Raw genomic sequence first — 19,649 nt, forward strand, 5'->3', positions numbered from 1 at the left:
GTAACTATATTGAGGTAAAAATTTTTAAAAGATATTATTATTTTTATGTATGAAAATTAAACTTGCATTATAAAAATTAAACATAAAAATAGACATAAATATAAAGTAATGGAAAAATAATCCGAAGATAAAATTGGGATTAATATATATTTTTTATAGATAAATTATAAGAATAATTTAATAGAAAATTTAACTAAAAGGAAAAAATAATATGAAACTAATCAAAAGAATATTTAATAGAAAAAATAAAGAAATAAACGATAAAAAAATCATAAATAATAATATTAAAAATAATATGAATTTAAGTAATGATCAAAAAGTTATAAGAGCATTAAAAAATAAAGTAAGAGATAGTGAAATAAAAGATGAAAATTTATATATTAAAGATATAGATTTGATAATAGAAACTCATGTGTCTCAAATTAATAAAGACTTTATTCAAGTAATATTTATACTTAAGAACAAAGTATTTGATGAAGATTTATTTGAATGTTCAGGTGGAATTGGAAGTAATCTTAATGATGCAATTGAAAGTGCAGTAGATAATTTCTTATTATCATCATTAAGTGGAATAACTCATGCATTAAAAAATGAAAAGGGGGATAAATTTAAGATAAAATATTATGATGAAATAAATGAATTTACCCTTTATAAAAGTTGTTTGGTAGTTCAAGGGGATGGAGAGTGTAGAAAAACAATAGATTACTGGGATACTTTAGGAGAAGAAATTAAAAAAAGGTTAGGAAATAAGAGGGTTTATTATGTAAAAGTATATGTATCTAAAATTGGAGAGTTAATTAATTGTGAGTGTAGAATAAATGGAAAAGTAAATGTTAGCTTAAGTAAAATTATAAATAAAAATATCAATAATTGGGATATAGAGTCAACATTATATTCTGAAAAACAAATTTTTATTTTAATTCAAACCAATAATACATATGTACCATATAGTTTTAATAAAATGCATGTTAGTAATATTATTATTAATGCATTAGATTTATATAAACAATGTGATTCAGATGAAAAGTATAGTAATTTATATACAGAAATTTTTAATTTTTGCGTTGATAATACTTTAACAACAGATTTATTTTATTTTATACCAGAAATTTTTTGTGAATTTATGTTTCCAGAAGTAAAATATTCTGATGAGATAATAATATTAAAGGGAAATGAAAAAGTTCAATTATTTAAAGAACAAATTATGTCATATAATTTTATACATGATATTGCTGAAAAAACTATCAAAGGTGGATATTTTAAAAATAATGAAATAATGAATATTGTTTTTAAAAGTTCCTTGTTTAATTCTATAAATAGAGCTTTAAATAGTGGAAGTAAAATGGAAAGAATATGTACGGAACCTTTAGCATTTAATGTTAGAGATGATTATAAAATTTTTTAAAATACATAAAGTCAACGTTATATTAGAGTGATAAAAAAATATATAATCAAAAATATTTATAGTAAAAAACTTTGAGAAAAATTTTACTTAAAATTAATACAATATTATACTAAGTTGCAGTGTAGTATTAAATTAATATAGATACAATATATTAATTTAATTTTTAGTACTATCTAGATATAAAAATCTTTGCTATAAAATTTATATAATATATAATATAAGTATTAATTTAAGGTAGGTATAACAAATGAAAGAATTAAAAGTTACAGTTAAAAATGAATATGTAAAAAAATATAGTAACAAATATGCATTAATACTAGAAGAGGCATTAGAAAATTCTAATGTACTTAAAAATGAGGGGGAAATTGTTACCTTAATAGATAAAAAGCAACAATTTTTAGGTAAGGGTTATTATGGTAAGCAAAATAAAGGCTGTGGTTGGATTTTAAGTAACAGTAAAAAATGTAATTTTGATAATAAATTCTTCTATGACAAGTTAAGAAATGCTTTTTCAAAAAGAATGAAGTTATATCATTCTAAAGATACTAATGCTTTTAGAGTGTTTAATGGTAGTGGAGATGGAATTGGAGGTTTAACTATAGACTATTTTGATGAATATTACCTTATAACATGGTATAATAAAGGTATTTATGCATTTAAAGAATATATTATTAAATCTATAAAATCTTTAGTATCATTTGAAGGAATATATGAAAAAAAGAGATTTAAAGAAAATGGAATGGTTGTAGATGAAGATAGTTTTTATTGTGGTAGGAAAGCACCAGAACCTTTAGTGGTTAAAGAGAATAATGTAAATTTTGCTATCTATTTAAATGATGGGGCTATGGTTGGAGTATTTTTAGATCAAAAAGATGTTAGAAAATCTATAAAAAATAATTATTCTAAGGGAAAAACAGTATTAAATACTTTCTCATATACAGGAGCTTTTTCCATGGCAGCAGCAAAAGGTGGAGCAATAACTACTAGTGTAGATTTAGCTAGTAGAAGTTTAAAAAAGACAACAGAAAATTTTCAATTAAATAAAATTGATGCAAATAATCATGAAATTATAGTTGAAGATATATTCCATTATTTTAAAGAAGCTAAAAAAGAAAATAAGAAATTTGATGTAGTTATATTAGATCCTCCAAGTTATGCAAATTCTAAAGATAATACATTTAGTGCAGCTAATAATTATACAGATTTAGTTAAAAATGCAATTGATGTAACGGAAGATGAAGGCTTAATAGTTTGTTCTACTAATTGTGCTACATTTAATATGGATAAATTTAAAAAGTTTATTGATAAAGCATTTAAAGAAAGTAATAAAAAGTATTTTATTCTTGAAGAACATACATTGCCAGATGATTTTGCCGTTTCAGATAAATATCCTGAAGGAAACTATTTAAAAGTTGTATTTGTTAAGGTATATGAAGAGAAGATTATGAATTAATTTTTAATATTAAAATTAATAATAAATAATAGGGAGAGTTTAAAATGTCAATATGTAATGTAAGTTTACAAGTAGTACCAAATGTTCCAGGAGATAAGATTTATCCAGTGGTAGATAAAGTTATAGAATACATTGAGTCTACTGGGGTAAAGCATGAAGTAGGACCAATGGAAACAACAATGGAAGGTGAATTGGATTTTCTACTTGAAATTATAAAAAAATCTCAAGAGATTTGTGTGGAACAAGGAGCAGATAGAGTAATTTCAATGGTTAAAATTGATTACAAAAAAGATGGTGTAACTATTGATGAAAAAATAAAAAAATATAGAAAATAAGATTATACGAGTTAATTTATAATAAAAATTTACGCTTTAATTTAGGCACATTAAAATAAATAACTAGTCAGTATGATAGTTTATTTTGTGAACTACTTTTTCCTTGGAACCTAATAATAGCATAACTATTATCATAACCCAAGTCATTGTATTTCACAAAATATTTGTGGCATCTTTGACTTGTTATTTATTTTTATATGCCTTAACATACATTTTTATTACAAATTAAGAAGAAAATAGGATATTGAAGAATATTCTACTATATTATGTTATACTACTGATTATAGGATATATTAGGAGGCTGTTCACGGATGGATAAAAGGCAACTAGTTGTAATATCTAATAATGCAGAAACTTTTTTAAAAATATTTGATAAGGCAAAAGAAAATGGTTTTAAAATTTCATTTTGTAAAAATGTAAATGAAGTTATTAAATTAAATAAAAATATAATAATAATAGACACTATTATAGGTGATGAAGAAGTTATTAGAAGTATAAAAAAATTAAAAAGTGAGTTTCTGAAGGTTAAATTAGGAATTATAATATGTACAGATAAAGAAAATATTGAGAATCTAAAAAAATATGTAGAAAAGGGTGCTGATGACTATATATTAAAACCATTTACTACAGGAGAATTAGAATTAAGGCTTACTAATCAAATTAAATTAATGAGAGCAGAAAAAAATTCTAAAATGAAAGATATACAATTTAATGCATTGTTAAATAATACCCCCTTTATGGCTTGGTTTAAGGATAAAGATAGTAATTATATTAAAGTAAATAATGAGTTTATGGAACATAGTGGAAAAACTATGGAGGAAATAAAGGGTAAGGGTGATCACTATGTATGGAGTGGTATGGTAGGAGATCGATGTAGAGAATTTGATTTAGAAGTAATGAATAAAAGGACACAAGTGGTTTTTGATGAAATAATTACTGGTAAAAAAGGAATTAAACAATTTGATATGTACAAAGCACCAGTATTAGATGAATTTAATGAGGTAATAGGAACTATAGGAATTGCAAGAGATATTACTGATTTAAAGAATAAAGATGCAAAATTACAAATTCTTATGGACAATTTACCTTTTCCAGTTTGGCTAACTGATACAGAAGCAAGATATGTTAATGGTAATAAAAAATTTTTAGATTATTTTAATTTAGATATGGACAAATTGATAGGAAATTTTCCTAATGAATTTTTTGAAGAAGATACAGTGACAAGTATTTATATGGAAAACAATGAGATTATGAAATCTAAAAAGACTAAAAAATTTGAATCAACTATTAAAGTTAATGGTGAAATCAGATATATAGAAATATATAAAACACCAGTATTGGATATAGGAAATGAAGTTATAGGTATTACATGTGCATTAATAGATATTACAGAATTTAAAGAAGCTCAAAAAAAGATAAAGAAACAAGCATTTACAGATGAATTAACTAAAATATTTAATAGAAGAGCATTATATGATTATATGAAAGGTAAACATGATTATAGAAAAATAGGAATGATGCTTATTGATATTGATGATTTTAAGAATATAAATGATTATTATGGTCATAATTTTGGAGATAAAGTAATTATTTATGTTGCAAATGAACTTAAAAAAATCTGTAAAGATGCATTTATATGTAGATTTGGTGGAGATGAATTTTTAGTTGTCTTTAAAGATGTAAAAGATGAAGAGATCATATGTAAAAAAGCTAAAAAAATATTAGAAAAAATACATATTTTTAAAGAACATGATTTTTCTGTTAGTATAGGTATTGCAATGGGGAATGAAGGAGCAGATATAAATAGATTACTTATAAAAGTAGATTTAGCAATGTATAAATCTAAAGAACTTGGTAAGAATAGATTTATGATATATACTGATGAGTTAGAAGCAGAAAAGAATTTAACATTAAATATAGAAAAAGATTTAAAGTATGCAATAGTAAAAAATGAAGTAAGAGTATTTTATCAACCACAATATACAATAGATAAGAAATTAAAAGGATTTGAAGCATTATTTAGATGGCAAAGTAAAAAATATGCTAATGTACCTGTTATAAAAATAATTGAAGTTATGGAGAGTACTAATTTGATAATAGATATGGGTTATTATATAATGGGCCAGGCTTGTAAATTTGCTAAAAAAATAAATTTAAATAGAAAAGAAAAAATAATAGTTTCAATAAATATATCTGCAATTCAAATAATGGAAAGAGACTTTATAAAGAAAGTAAAATCAATAATTGATGAAACTGGTGTAAATATAAAATGTATAGGGATAGAAATAACAGAAACTATATTAGTTAAGAATATAGAAGAAAATATAATGAAAATTAAAATATTAAAGGACATGGGAATTACAATTAGTTTAGATGATTTTGGAACAGGCTATTCATCTCTTAATTATATTGTAAATATGCCTTTATCATTAATAAAAATAGATAAAAGTTTTATTAGTGGAATGAATATAAAAAACGAGTATGTGAAACTTTTAAGACTAATTATAGCATCTGCACATTCATTAAATCTTCCTATAGTAGCTGAAGGTGTGGAAACTGAAGAACAATTAGAAAAATTAAATAAAATGAATGTAGATTATGTTCAAGGATATTTATTTTCTAAGCCAGTAGAAGAGGAAAAGGCATTAGAGTTATTAGAGAATTATAAATAAATTCAGAAATACTTAATGAAAGATGGAAAGTTGTATTTTAATAATTATAAAAGATTATTAGAATATAACTTTTTTATTTTAGAAAAGATTATAGAAACTTTAAAGTTTAATAAGAATAAAAAATAAGAAAAATATTTATTACATAAATATAATTAGATAATTTAAATAAACTTATAAATAAGGACTGTATCTTAATTAGATTAAAAATAATTAAGATACAGTTTTATTTTTGCATATTATATGAGAGGATTTAATTCTGATATAAGGAAGAGAATTAATTAAATATATAGGGATAGCGAATTTTACATATACTGATACAATCTCTAACAGTATTTTCACCATAATGGTTTATTAGTTCTACAATAACTAAGCATAATGCATTTTCAACTTTTGCAGCATATAAGGTATGAACTAATTTATCAGTTAGATTATCAAAATCAAAGTAATGTTTACTCATAATAAATCCCCTCTAATTACAATTTATTAGATATATATTCAAATAAAGTAACTTTAATGATTAAAATAAAAAATAATAAACTAAATTAAAGAATACTAAATTAAAAATATGTAAAAATAATCTTATATTAAAATATTAAAGAGGTGTAATTTTATGAATAATATACAAGGCTATTATTTGATGCCACATCCACCTATAATAATTCCTGACATAGGAAAAGGAGAAGAAAAGAAAATTGAATTAACTTCAAAGTCATGTGATGAAATAGGTAAAGACATAAGTAATTTAAAACCTGAGACAATAGTTATTATAACTCCACATTCAACAATGTTTTCAGATGCAATAGCTATATCTAATGAACATAGAATAAAAGGAGATTTAAGTAAATTTAGATGTTCTAATATAAAAATGGATATTAAAATTGATACTGAATTTAATAATGAGCTTATAAAATTGTGTACTGAATTTGAAGTTCCAGTTGCACCTATAAATTCAGAGTTTTTAGTAAGATTTAATAGAAAATATGAATTGGATCATGGAACAATAGTACCGTTATATTTTATAAATAAGTATTATAATGATTACAATTTGGTTCATGTAACTTATTCTATGATTGGTGATTTAAATTTATATAAATTTGGAATGAATTTAAAGAAAGCAGCAGAAGCTTTAAATAGAAAAGTGGTAATAATAGCTAGTGGCGATTTATCACATAAACTTAAAAACCATGGACCATATATTTATTCACCTTTTGGAGAAAAATTTGATAATGAACTTTTAAATAATCTTAAAAATGGTGATTTTTTGGATGTATTTAATATGAATAAAGATCTTATAGAAGAAGCAGGTGAATGTGGTTTTAATTCAACTATTATACTTTTAGGAAGTATGGATGGAAAAGAAGTAAAAGGAGATTTATTATCATATGAAGGAACATTTGGAGTGGGATATGGTGTGATGAAATTTAATATTAATAATGATAAAGAAAGTATTTTTAATTTTATAATCAAATCTAAAGAAGAAAAATTAAAAAGAAAATTAAATTCTTCAAATTCATATGTAAAATTAGCTCGTGAAAGTTTAATTTATTACTTCAAAAACAATAGAAAAATGACAGATTTATCTAATGTACCACAAGAATTATTAAATGAAAAACATGGTGTTTTTGTATCATTAAAAAAGTTCGGTAATTTAAGAGGATGTATAGGGACAATATTACCAACAACAGATAATGTAGCACAAGAAATTATTAGAAATTCAATAGAAGCAGCAATAAATGATCCTAGATTTATGAGTGTAGTAGAAGATGAATTAAAGGATTTAGATATATCTGTAGATGTTCTAATGGAAGCAACTTTATGTAGTAAAGAAGAATTGGATCCTAAAAAATATGGAGTAATAGTTACTTCAGGATATAAAAGAGGATTATTACTTCCAGATCTTGAAGGGGTAGATACTATAGAAAGTCAATTAAGTATAGCTTGCAATAAAGCAGGAATAAATGAAGGTGAAAAATATGAAATAGAGAAATTTGAAGTTATAAGATATAAAGAAGGTGAATAGTAATCTTGAAGCATAAAGTATTATTTTATGAAGAATTACAAGATAAAATTAAATGTAAATTGTGTCCTCATAACTGTATAATAGGGGACAATAAATTTGGAATATGTAAAGTAAGGACTAATAGTGATAATGAATTATTTGCTGTAAATTATGGTGAAGTCACATCAATAGCAATAGACCCAATAGAGAAAAAGCCCCTATACCATTTTAAACCTTCTAAAAACATATTATCAATTGGAAGCTTTGGATGTAACATGACATGTAGTTTTTGTCAAAACTATGAAATATCTCAAAATAAACCCAAGACACAGTATATAAGTATAGAAGAATTGATTAAAACTATACAAACTCTAGAAAATAATGTTGGAATTGCATTTACTTACAATGAACCCTTTATGTGGTATGAATATATGTATGATACTGCTAAAAAAATAAAGGAATATAACAAAAACATAGATGTAGTTATAGTGACTAACGGATATATAAATGAAGAACCATTAATTAAAATATTACCATTTGTTGATGCCATGAATATAGATTTAAAGGGCTATACAAATAGATATTATAATAAAATATGTGGTGCTAAATTAGAACCAGTTCTTAAAACTATAAAAAAATGCAATGAATATTGTCATGTTGAGATAACTACATTATTGGTTAATGATGAAAATGATTCTTTAGAAGAGACTTCACAAATAGCACAATTTATATCAGATGTAAATAAAGATATACCTCTTCATTTAAGTAGGTATTTTCCAAGATATAAAATGCAAAATGAGGCAACTGAAATAGAGAAAATAATTAAAGCAAGAGAAGAAGCTAAAAAATACTTAAATAATGTATATATAGGAAATGTACAGGGAGTAGATAACAATACTTATTGTAAAAAATGTGGCAAACTTCTTATAAAAAGAGACGGATATATTACTGAAGTTTATATTAAAAATAATAAATGTAGTAAATGTGGAGAAGAATTAAATATAATTATATAGAATTTCATTAAATGATTAAATCTTACTAATCATATATTAAGACTTAATTGAGTAAATAATAATATAGACGTATTCATATTGCTTAACAAATCATTTTAATGGAGGTTAAAGATATGAATAATAAACAAATAAAAATAGTTACTATTGGTGGCGGTTCAAGTTACACTCCTGAATTAATTGAAGGATTTATAAAACGTAGTAATGAACTCCCAATTAGAGAAATTTGGCTTGTAGATATTGAAGATGGAAAAGAAAAGCTAGAAATTGTAGGTGCTATGGCTAAAAGAATGGTTAAAGCTGCTAAATTAAACTGGAAAGTCAATTTAACTTTAGATAGAAAAAAGGCATTAAAAGATGCAGATTTTGTAACAACTCAATTTCGTGTAGGTCTTTTAGATGCAAGAATTAAAGATGAGAGAATACCTTTAAGTCATGGATTAATAGGACAAGAAACAAATGGTGCAGGTGGAATGTTTAAAGCTTTTAGAACAATCCCTGTTATTTTAGATATAATTAAGGACATGAAAGAATTATGTCCAAATGCATGGCTTATAAACTTTACTAATCCAGCAGGAATGATAACTGAGGCTGTTATTAAATATGGAGACTTTAATAAAACAATTGGACTATGTAATGTACCTATAAATTGTATAAAACAAGATAGTAAAGCCTTAGAAATTAAAGAAGAAGATTTATTTTTTAAGTTTGGAGGTATAAATCATTTTCATTATCATAGAGTGTGGGATAGGAAAGGAAATGAAAGAACCAAGGAATTAATAGAATTGTTATATAATCCAATTAATGCAGATTCAAATAATGAAGCAGTAGTAGCTAATATTAAAGAATCGAAATTTCTATATGAACAAATAAAAGACTTAGGGGTGTTGCCTTGTCCTTATCACAATTATTATTATGCTACTGATGATATGTTAAAAGAAGAATTAGAAGGTTTTTTAAAAGGACAAACAAGAGCAGAGGTTGTAAAAAAGACAGAAGAAGAATTATTTGAATTATATAGAGATGTTAATTTAGACTATAAACCAGAGCAATTAACTAAAAGAGGTGGAGCTTATTATAGTGACTCAGCTTGTGAAGTTATAAGCTCAATATTTAATGATAAGAGAAAAGTTATGGTAGTTAGTACATTAAATAATGGTGCACTTTTAGATTTGCCATATGATTCTGTTGTAGAAGTTTCAAGCATAATAACATCTCATGGGCCAGAACCAATAAGTTTTGGTAAGTTAAATACATCATTAAAAGGTATGCTCCAATTAATGAAATCAATGGAGAAGGAAACTATTTTAGCAGCAATTAGTGGAGATTATAATAAAGCACTACAAGCTTTTACAATAAATCCATTAGTACCAAGTGGTAAAATAGCAAAAGAAGTATTAAATGAACTATTTTTAGCACATAAAAAGTATTTACCACAATTTCATTATATAATAGAGAAACTAGAAAAGTAAATAAACATGATAAAAGTGGCTTAGCCACTTTTATTTTTAAGAATTTGATTAAGGGGAGAGTTTGGTGGAGGGAATAAGTAGAAAAGAAGAAGTAATGGAAAAACTACTAGAACTTGAAAATAAAAGTCAAAATGGAGTTACAGCCATAGAATTAAGTTCATATATGCATTTAGATCGTACTAATATAAGTAGATATTTAAATGAATTGTATAAAGATAAAAAATTAAATAGAAAAAATGGTAGGCCTGTTAGATATAGCAGTATAAAAGCTAATGATAAAATAATTTTATGTGATAATGAAGAAAATAAAAGCATAAATAAAAAAGATAGTTTAGAGATGCTTATTGGTTCAAATCATTCATTGAAATTACCAGTTCAGCAAGCTAAAGCAGCAATATTATATCCACCTAGAGGACTTAACACTTTAATACTAGGTGAAACAGGAGTTGGAAAATCACTTTTTGCAGAAGTTATGTATGAGTTTGCTAAAGAATCTAATATTATATCAGATAATGCACCTTTTGTTAGATTTAATTGTGCAGATTATGCAGATAATCCTCAATTAGTTGTTGGACAAATATTTGGAGTAAAAAAAGGAGCATTTACTGGTGCTGATAGTGATAAAGAAGGATTGTTAAAAAAAGCAGATGGTGGAATATTTTTTTTAGATGAGATACATAGATTATCTCCACAAGGACAGGAGATGCTTTTTACATTTATTGATAAGGGATATTTTAGAGCATTAGGAGATACAGAGAAGAAAATAAAAGTAGAAGTACAAATTATAGCAGCAACTACAGAATCACCACAATCATTTCTTTTAAAAACATTTACTAGAAGAATTCCAATGACAATATTATTACCTTCTCTTAGAGAAAGAATGATGGAAGAGAGGTATAGACTTTTAAGTGAATTTATAGTAGCAGAATCATTAAGACTTGGAAAAAGCATATATGTGAGCAAAAATGCTATAATATCATTTTTGTTATACGATTGTCCAAATAATATAGGACAATTAAAAAGTGATATTCAATTATCTTGTGCTAAAGCATTTTTAAACTATAAAATAAATAATAGTAACTATATTCTAATAGATCAAGAAGATCTACAGCTTAGAGTTCAAAAAGGAATAATGAAAATTCAAGATCATAGAAAAGAAATAGATAATATAATGAAGAATATGAATGATATTTTAAGATTTTCTAGTAAAGACAATATAGAAAGAAATTTTGAGTTAGAGTTTGGTGATTCGGGAAATATAAAAAACAAAAGTTTTTATTCAATAATAGAAGATAAAATTGAATTATTAAAAGATCAAGGAATGGATGAAGATAGTATTAATAGTATTTTAAATATTGATTTTGAAAAATATTTTAAGAAATATATAAGTAATATAAGTATCAATTTAAAAAAAGAAGAGATTTCTAAGATAGTAGGCTTAAGGATAATAAGAGTTGTTGAAAAAATGTTATCAATAGCTTCTAAAAAGTTAAATATAGATTTTAATCAAAAAGTTTATTTTGGACTTTCACTTCATTTGCAAGGTAGTATTGAAAGAATTATATCAGGTAAAAGAATATATAATCCAAAACTTAATGTTATAAGAGTACATTATAGAGATGAATTTATAGTAGCAATGGATATAGTAAAGATAATAGAAAAAGAATTTAATATAGATGTTCCATTAGATGAAATAGGATATATAACCATGTTTTTATCTGCATGTAATGATGATGTTTGTGAGGAAGTTGAAGAAAAAGTTAGCGTTCTTGTTATGATGCATGGAAAAAGCAGTGCAACAAGTATTGCTGAAGTAGCCAATACACTTATAGGAGAAAAATATATACAAGCATTAGATATGCCATTAACAATGAAGGCAGAGGTTATGTTTGAGCAAGCTAAAGAAAAAATTAAAGAAATGAATGTAAAGAAAGGCATATTAATATTAGTTGATATGGGGTCTTTGATTAATTTTGGAAATATAATTAGCAATGAATTAGGCATTAGAGTTAAAACGTTAGATATGGTAACAACACTAATAGTTATAGAAGCTGGAAGAAAAGCTTTGAATGGAAGAAGTTTAGATTCTATTTATAATTCATGTAAAGAAATAGGAAGAACATCAATACAAATGTCTAAGGAATATTATAATGGTGACAAAGAATTTATAATAATAACAACATGTTTTACAGGAGAAGGAGCTGCTGAAAGAATAAAAACAAGAATAAGCTGCAATTTGAAAAATATAGAAAAAGTTAATATAGTACCACTTGATATCTTGGATAAAGGTGATTTCTTAAAAAAGATAAGTGAATTAAAAGAAAAGTATATAATACTAGCTATTGTTGGAACTGTAAATATGTCTATTGAGGGAGTGCCTTTTATAGCAGCACAGGATATATTTATGGAAGAAGGAGTAAAAGAGTTAGATGATTTAATTGAAATGGAATGTGATTTTTCAAAAGTTAGAAAAGCACTAGAAAATGAGATAACAAGCATTAATTGTATAAAGTTAATTGGAGATATTAGAAACATAATACAAGGAATAGAAGAGTGTTTAAATATTAAAATTCAACATGATGTACAAATTGGAATACTAATTCATATAAGTTTTCTTATGGATAAGGTGAAAAATGGAATAGATCAAACAAGTTTTAATGATTTAGAAGAATATAGATATAAACATTTGAAAGAGTTTTTACTTGTTAGAAAGAATTTGTGTATTTTAGAGAATAACTATAATATTCAAATTGGTGATGATGAACTAGCGTATATAGTTAGAATGGTTATAGAAAATACATTGTGATTATTAATTTGTTAATTAACAATGCAATAATTAGAGTGTAAAAAATAGTTTAATAAAATATAGAGTGTAGTAAAAAAATAGTGTGTAATTAATTTTACACACTATTTTTATTTTTTTACAACATGTAATTAATTAAATAATAATAGATATAGTCTCATTTGTAAGATTAAAATAGGAAAATAAATGTTGGCATGATTATTGCTATATATAAAGGTGTAAGATAAAAAATAATAAGCAAAATGAATACGTTTAAAACTATAATATGAAAAAGAACAGAGAAGGAGGCTTTAAAATGAAAAAGATATTATTAGTTTGCTGTGCAGGAATGTCTACAAGTTTATTGGTATCTAAAATGCAAGCAGCTGCTAAAGAAAAAGGTATTGAATGTAGTATTGAAGCAACAGGTGAAGCAAAAGTTAAAGATCATGTAGATGGTATTGATATTTTGTTGTTAGGTCCACAAGTTAGATTTTTATTGAAACAATTTCAAAAAAGTTTAGCAGATAAAAATATTCCAGTAGAAGTTATAAATACAATTGATTATGGAACAATGAATGGTAAAAAAGTTTTAGAAAGGGCTTTGGAACTTATAGACAATAAATAATTAAAAAAGGGGAGAAACGCTATGGAAGAAATAATTATGAATCTAATAGTGTATAGTGGAGAAGTTAGAAGTTATTCAATGGAAGCAATTCAATATGCTAAGAAAGGAGATATAAAAAAAGCAAAAGAACTAATAGAAAAAGCTGATGAAGAAATGTCAAAAGCTCATAATGTTCAATCATCTTTAATACAAAAAGAAGCTGGTGGGGAAAAAATAGAAGTTTCATTGCTTATGGTACACGCTCAAGATCATTTGATGACAAGCATGACAGTAAAATCTCTTGCAGTTGAATTTATAGATATGTATGAAAAATTTAATGATAGATTAAAAGATTAAAAAATTAATTAAAAATTAGAACTTATTTGATATAGTGATTAATAAAAAATTATTTAAAGAAAAATAAAAAAGTGTGGTGATTATATGAAATATGTTATAGGTGTTGATGGTGGGGGAACCAAAATTGAAGCAACAGCTTATTCAAAAGAAGGCAAACCTATTAAAACATCTATAAAAGGTTTTGGAAATTTATTAAATAATAAGGAAAAAGCTTTAGATAATATAGTAAATTCTATAAAAGAAATAATTGAGTTTTTAAGTAAAGATGAGCTTGTAAATATATATCTTGGCATAGCTGGATCCGAAGTGGGAGATAATTCAAAACTAATAAAGAAAACCTTAAAAGAAAAGCTTAATATGGATTGTGTAGTTATGAATGATAGTGAAATAGCATTAAAAGCTATGCTAAAGGGACAAGATGGCATATTAGTTATAGCAGGAACTGGATCAATAGCTTTAGGAATTAAAAATAATACAAAAATAAAATGTGGAGGATGGGGTAGTTTATTAGGTGATGAAGGTAGTGGTTATAAAATAGCCATTGAAGCTATAAAAAGAATGATATTGGAAGAGGAATGTTCAATTAAAAAATCAAAAATATCCAAAGAAATTATGAAAAAATTAAGCATTAATTCAGTTGATGAAATAACTAATTTTGTATATTCATCAACAAAGGATGAAATAGCCAAGCTAACATTTATAGTTGTCAAATTAAGTGAAGAAGATGATAAGATATCTAAAGAAATATTGACAAATGAAGGTATAAAACTAGCTAAAACCACTATAAATGTATATAAAAAATTAAAGCTTGAAAGTTCAAGTATAGCCTTGGTTGGTGGAGTTATTAAAAATTCAAATATCCTTAGAGAAGCTTTTGAAAACCACCTAAGAAAAAATATAAATGTTAAAGAATTTATAGATGAAGATGTATCTCCTACAATGGGAGCTTATTATATAGAATGGGGGATGGAAGAATGATGGAACTTGGTATATCAGTTTATCCTAACCATACTGATATAAATGAAATTGTAAATTATGTACATTTAGCTGGCAAATATGGATTTAAAAAAATTTTTACATGTTTGATTTCAGTAGCTGATAAAAATATGGAAGATGTAATAAAGGATTTTAAAACTATGTTATGTGCAGCAAATGAAGAGAATATGGAGGTGATTGCAGACTTAGATCCAATAATATTTAAAAATTTAGGTGCATCTATATATGACTTAAAAGTATTTAAAAATATTGGGTTAGATGGAATAAGACTAGATTTAGGATTTAGTGGATTAGAAGAATCAATAATGAGTTTCAATGATTATAACTTAAAAGTAGGATTGAATATGAGCAATGGAACAAAGTATGTAGATAATATTTTGTCCTATAAAGCTAATATTGATAATTTGTATGGATGTCATAATTTTTATCCTCATATGTATACAGGACTTTCACTTGAACATTTTATTAAGTGCTCAAAACAATTTAAAAAGTTAGGAATAAGAACAGCAGCATTTATAAATTCTAAAGAAGCAAAATATGGACCATGGCCTGTATCAGAAGGTTTATGCACATTAGAAATGCATAGGAATTTACCTATAGATGTACAAGTAAAACATTTATTAGCAACAGGACTTATTGATGATGTAATCATAGCAAATTCTTTTGCATCAGAGGAAGAATTAAAAATATTAAGTGAAATGAATAAAGAAAAATTAATATTTAATGTGGAATTTAATGAAAGTGCAACAAATTTAGATAAGAAGATAGTTCTTGATGAATTTCATTATAATAGAGGTGATGTATCAGAATATATGATTAGATCTACACAAAGTAGAGTAAAATACAAAGATAAGGGTTTCCCAGTAGTTAATACTCCAGATATCAAAAGAGGAGATATTTTAATAGATTCAGATTTATATACAAGATATTCAGGTGAACTTCAAATTGCTTTAAAAGATATGAAAAATAGTGGGAAAACTAATGTAATTGGAAGGATAGTTGATGAAGAAGTATTTTTATTAGATTATATAGAACCTTGGACAAGCTTTAGCTTTAGAAAAGTAGAGAGCTAAAAGTTATAAAAATATGTTTAAGTAAGGAGGAAAATGTCTATGAAAAAATTTTTTGATTGGATGGAAGAGCACTTTGTACCGATTGCAGCTAAAATAGGTGCCCAAAGACATTTAGTAGCTATAAGAGATGGATTCGCTACAATAACACCATTAGTTATGGCTGGAGCATTTGCAGTATTGTTTAATAATTTAGGCTTTAAATGGTATCAAAACTTTATGGATTGGCTATTACCAGTAGGTTGGAAAGCTTGGGGAGTAGCTATTTGGAATGGTTCATTTGGAATAATGTCGCTTTTAATAGTATTTACTATATCATATCATTTAGCTAATGGTTATGGTAAAGATGGACTATCCGCTGGAATAGTATCAGTTTCAGCGGCACTGATTTTATATGCTACTAATGCTGAAGGAGCATTACCATTTGATTTTTTAGGTGCACAAGGATTATTCGTATCTATAATAGTAGCATTAATAGCTACAGAACTTTTTGTTAAATTAATAGGAAATCCTAAATTGGTAATAAAGATGCCTAATGGTGTTCCACCAGCAGTTTCTAAATCTTTTGCAGCTTTGTTACCATCAGTTATAATATTAGCAATTACAGCAGGAATTAAGGAATTATTTATAGTTATTAATATACCAGATGTTCATAAAGCATTATTTGAAACTTTACAACAACCATTACAGGGTGTTGCAGGAAGTCTAGGTGGAGTATTGCTTATAATTTTTGTATCTCAATTATTATGGTTCTTTGGATTACATGGTTCTAATATACTTTTACCAATAATAAATGGGTTATTACTTCCTTTGCTTATAGAAAATACTAATATGTTAAATGCTGGTTTAGAACCAAAGAATATTTTAAATAGTCAATTCTTAGATTCATATGTAAATATGGGAGGTTCAGGAGCTACAATAGCATTAATTTTAGCAATATATATTTTAGGAAAGAAATCTGGTTCTCAACAAAAAATGATAGCAAATTTAAGTTTAGCACCAGGATGTTTTAATATTAATGAGCCAATAATTTTTGGTATGCCAATAATATTAAATCCAATGTATTTTATTCCATTTATATTAGCACCAATAGTATCAGCTTTAACAGCTTATGGCTTAACATTAATACACTTTGTACCAAAAGTTTCAATTATGGCAACATGGACAACACCACCAATTCTAGGTGCATTTTTATCAACCAATTCAATTAGGGGTGCAGTAACAGCTATTATTTGTTTAGCAGTTAGCGTAGTAATATATCTTCCATTTGTATATGTAGCTGGAAGACAAGAATTAAAAAATGATTAATTAGTAATTTATATTTTTTAATAAATGCTTAAACTATTAAATTATATAGTAGTTTAATATCATATAAATTATCCTCTCAAAATTAATCCATTTTATAAAATAATTTATTTATTCAAAGTGCTTCTAGGAGATCCTAGAAGCACTTATTATATATAATAAATTTTATTATGATTTTTGAAATAACTTATGATGAAATTTAATTTTATATTAGAACTTATTTTAATAAATTAAGAATATTAAATTTTATACGATAAATATAAATAGAGAAATTTAATATATTATCAAGGAGAATTTTGGATGATAAAGTTTAAAAGATGGTCTTTAGTTAAAAAAACAGTTACATTCACCACAATAATACTTTTATTATATAGTTTGATTTTAGGTGCATTAACGTCTATAAAAACTAAAGATAATATTCAAAAAGAATTTAATAAGAATATTATTAATACATTAAATGTAATTACTGCGAATATAGATGGTGATAAACTTGAAGAACTTATAAAACAGGGAAGGGAAAATAATGATTATTATGGTGAGCTTCATAAATATTTAAAAGAAGCCAGAGAAAAAAGTGATTTTAGATTTTTATATACAATAGGTAAATTTGATGATGATAATTTTTATTATTTAGTAGATGGATTAGATGAGAATAATGATGAATTCACAGAATTTGGAGAACAACTTGAATTTTTAGAAGGTGAATATTATAAAGATGAAAATAAAACTTTAAAAAGTGGAAGTCATGTTTCAAATATAGAATATTATGAAGAGTGGGGATACTTGGTAACTGGTAATGTAGCTATTTATAATAGTAAAAACAAACCAGTAGCAATTTTAGCAGCAGATTTGAATGCAAATGATTATAATAGTACTTTAAATAAAACTACATATTTTATTATAACTAACTAGACTTGTGCAGTAAATAGGAAAAATTTAAGCTACTAGTCCTAATTTGGAAATAGTAGACTCTAGATTAATCCCGTTATCTGCACATTCATGTGCAAAAGCAACTATTTTTACCAAATAGTTGTTTCGGAAGTGTAATATTACATCACCGATATTTTTCAATTTATATAATTTACCATATTTAACTCTGAAAAGCTCAAGGAAAGTATACGTTAAAAATATCATACTCCAATATCTATGTATTGATTCTAAAGATTGAATTTGAAATTCATCAAAACCAAGAGCTGTTTTATGATATCTATAACTTACTTCAATATCCCAACGCTTTTCGTAGTATGAAATTATTGTTTTATTATCAAGTGAAACATCAGTACTTATAATGAATGCTGGCTTATCAGATAAATCACTTTTAGTCCAGCTTATAAGTACAACGGCATTTTCTATATCGTTGAGTTTTCCTTCATATCTATAAACGTAGTACTTGTTGTTACTAGCGGTAACTAAGCTAGTTTCATTAGTTCTAATGTATGAAGAAAACTCTTTTACATTTGTTTTAATGCCAGCAGGATATATCACTCTGTTAGATTTTATTCTACCGATAGTGTGACAACCATTTATTAAACCGTGAAGCAAAATTTTTGCTGAAGTATACCATGAATCAACTAATAAATAGTTGTTTTTAGTTGCAGGAGCAAATTCATTTATTAGTTCCATTGCAAGTTCATTTTTATCTAGAAATTTTTTAGATAGCTTTTTACTAGATTCCTTTCGGTGATATTGTTTGAAATTCAGAGGTATAGAATAATCATTAATCTTATAGTGGGATGTAACTAAGCAGTGAGACCACTTCGGTTTGTTACCATCAGCATGAGAATTGTGAAAATCTAAACCTTCAATTTTTTTACTTGAAGTATTTTTCTTACTCAAGGTATCATCAATAATTAGGAATCCAACATCACTATCTTCACAAGTATTGGAAATTTCAGAGATTGCATGAAATATGCATTCTTCCGTAACATATTCATGATTCCATGAATATGAACTTAGGAATCTTGAACCAGTACTTCTGTGTCGGTTAGATGTAATCTTATTGTAAGCTGAAGAAATAGTCTTATTTCCTTCGGTTACGATTATTCCAGATGTTAAATTTACCATATGATTCTTTAACGCAGAAGAATATGGAATATTTAACTCTAAAATATAGTTGCTAATAAATTCGTTTTGGTTTAATATTGTTGTCGGCATATAAATCTCCTTAGGTTTTAGTTTTGCAACAA

The 19,649-nt window shown here is 25.3% G+C and carries 16 protein-coding genes; 14 read left to right on the plus strand and 2 right to left on the minus strand.

Going from position 1 to position 19,649, the window contains the following annotated elements; all coding sequences use genetic code 11:
* The first annotated feature begins 211 nt into the window (after positions 1 to 211).
* The 4 genes from BGI42_RS06310 to BGI42_RS06325 all read left to right on the plus strand — a co-directional run bounded on the left by BGI42_RS06310 (position 212) and on the right by BGI42_RS06325 (position 5,865).
* The gene (locus tag BGI42_RS06310; RefSeq protein WP_069679514.1) at positions 212 to 1,405 is read left to right on the plus strand and encodes a DUF6348 family protein; all 1,194 of its coding nucleotides are present in this window, start codon (positions 212 to 214) and stop codon (positions 1,403 to 1,405) included.
* Positions 1,406 to 1,652: 247 nt separating this feature from the next.
* Positions 1,653 to 2,858 carry a class I SAM-dependent rRNA methyltransferase gene (locus BGI42_RS06315; RefSeq protein ID WP_069679515.1) on the plus strand — a complete coding sequence of 402 codons (1,206 nt, stop codon included), beginning with the start codon at positions 1,653 to 1,655 and terminating at the stop codon, positions 2,856 to 2,858.
* Positions 2,859 to 2,902: 44 nt separating this feature from the next.
* Entirely contained in the window at positions 2,903 to 3,193 is a 291-nt protein-coding gene (locus tag BGI42_RS06320; RefSeq protein ID WP_069679516.1) for a thiamine-binding protein, read from the plus strand.
* 311 nt (positions 3,194 to 3,504) lie between these two features.
* Positions 3,505 to 5,865: an EAL domain-containing protein gene (locus BGI42_RS06325; RefSeq protein WP_069679517.1), complete on the plus strand. Its 2,361-nt coding sequence runs from the start codon at positions 3,505 to 3,507 to the stop codon at positions 5,863 to 5,865.
* Positions 5,866 to 6,139: 274 nt separating this feature from the next.
* Here BGI42_RS06325 and BGI42_RS06330 read toward each other — a convergent pair whose 3' ends face one another.
* Positions 6,140 to 6,322 carry a hypothetical protein gene (locus BGI42_RS06330; RefSeq protein ID WP_069679518.1) on the minus strand — a complete coding sequence of 61 codons (183 nt, stop codon included), beginning with the start codon at positions 6,320 to 6,322 and terminating at the stop codon, positions 6,140 to 6,142.
* Between the two features lie 153 nt (positions 6,323 to 6,475).
* Here BGI42_RS06330 and amrA point away from each other — a divergent pair, with 153 nt between their 5' ends.
* The 10 genes from amrA (at position 6,476) to BGI42_RS06380 (ending at position 18,375) form a co-directional block, all read left to right on the plus strand.
* Complete coding sequence (amrA, locus tag BGI42_RS06335) at positions 6,476 to 7,885, plus strand: AmmeMemoRadiSam system protein A (RefSeq protein ID WP_069679519.1); 1,410 nt, start codon at positions 6,476 to 6,478, stop codon at positions 7,883 to 7,885.
* A 5-nt stretch (positions 7,886 to 7,890) separates the two neighbouring features.
* Positions 7,891 to 8,877 (plus strand): AmmeMemoRadiSam system radical SAM enzyme, encoded by a 987-nt coding sequence (amrS, locus tag BGI42_RS06340; protein ID WP_069679520.1) that lies wholly within the window; start codon positions 7,891 to 7,893, stop codon positions 8,875 to 8,877.
* A gap of 113 nt (positions 8,878 to 8,990) precedes the next feature.
* Entirely contained in the window at positions 8,991 to 10,346 is a 1,356-nt protein-coding gene (locus tag BGI42_RS06345) for a 6-phospho-beta-glucosidase (RefSeq protein WP_069679521.1), read from the plus strand.
* Between the two features lie 64 nt (positions 10,347 to 10,410).
* Positions 10,411 to 13,152 (plus strand): sigma-54-dependent transcriptional regulator, encoded by a 2,742-nt coding sequence (locus tag BGI42_RS06350; RefSeq protein WP_105165902.1) that lies wholly within the window; start codon positions 10,411 to 10,413, stop codon positions 13,150 to 13,152.
* 262 nt (positions 13,153 to 13,414) lie between these two features.
* Positions 13,415 to 13,756 carry a PTS sugar transporter subunit IIB gene (locus BGI42_RS06355; RefSeq protein WP_084023848.1) on the plus strand — a complete coding sequence of 114 codons (342 nt, stop codon included), beginning with the start codon at positions 13,415 to 13,417 and terminating at the stop codon, positions 13,754 to 13,756.
* A 21-nt stretch (positions 13,757 to 13,777) separates the two neighbouring features.
* Positions 13,778 to 14,092 carry a PTS lactose/cellobiose transporter subunit IIA gene (locus BGI42_RS06360; protein WP_069679523.1) on the plus strand — a complete coding sequence of 105 codons (315 nt, stop codon included), beginning with the start codon at positions 13,778 to 13,780 and terminating at the stop codon, positions 14,090 to 14,092.
* Positions 14,093 to 14,176: 84 nt separating this feature from the next.
* Positions 14,177 to 15,070 carry a BadF/BadG/BcrA/BcrD ATPase family protein gene (locus BGI42_RS06365; protein ID WP_069679524.1) on the plus strand — a complete coding sequence of 298 codons (894 nt, stop codon included), beginning with the start codon at positions 14,177 to 14,179 and terminating at the stop codon, positions 15,068 to 15,070.
* Positions 15,067 to 16,161, plus strand: a complete 1,095-nt coding sequence (locus BGI42_RS06370) for a DUF871 domain-containing protein (RefSeq protein WP_069679525.1) — start codon at positions 15,067 to 15,069, stop codon at positions 16,159 to 16,161. Before BGI42_RS06365 ends, BGI42_RS06370 begins: the two co-directional genes overlap by 4 nt.
* Positions 16,162 to 16,200: 39 nt before the next feature.
* Positions 16,201 to 17,466, plus strand: a complete 1,266-nt coding sequence (locus tag BGI42_RS06375; RefSeq protein ID WP_069679526.1) for a PTS sugar transporter subunit IIC — start codon at positions 16,201 to 16,203, stop codon at positions 17,464 to 17,466.
* A 297-nt stretch (positions 17,467 to 17,763) separates the two neighbouring features.
* Positions 17,764 to 18,375: a cache domain-containing protein gene (locus tag BGI42_RS06380; RefSeq protein ID WP_069679527.1), complete on the plus strand. Its 612-nt coding sequence runs from the start codon at positions 17,764 to 17,766 to the stop codon at positions 18,373 to 18,375.
* A gap of 24 nt (positions 18,376 to 18,399) precedes the next feature.
* Here BGI42_RS06380 and BGI42_RS06385 read toward each other — a convergent pair whose 3' ends face one another.
* On the minus strand, positions 18,400 to 19,617 hold the full coding sequence (locus tag BGI42_RS06385; RefSeq protein WP_069679528.1) for an IS701 family transposase: 1,218 nt from the start codon (positions 19,615 to 19,617) through the stop codon (positions 18,400 to 18,402).
* Positions 19,618 to 19,649: the final 32 nt, after the last annotated feature.

Origin of the sequence: Clostridium taeniosporum (assembly GCF_001735765.2) — a bacterium.
Lineage (GTDB): Bacteria > Bacillota > Clostridia > Clostridiales > Clostridiaceae > Clostridium > Clostridium taeniosporum.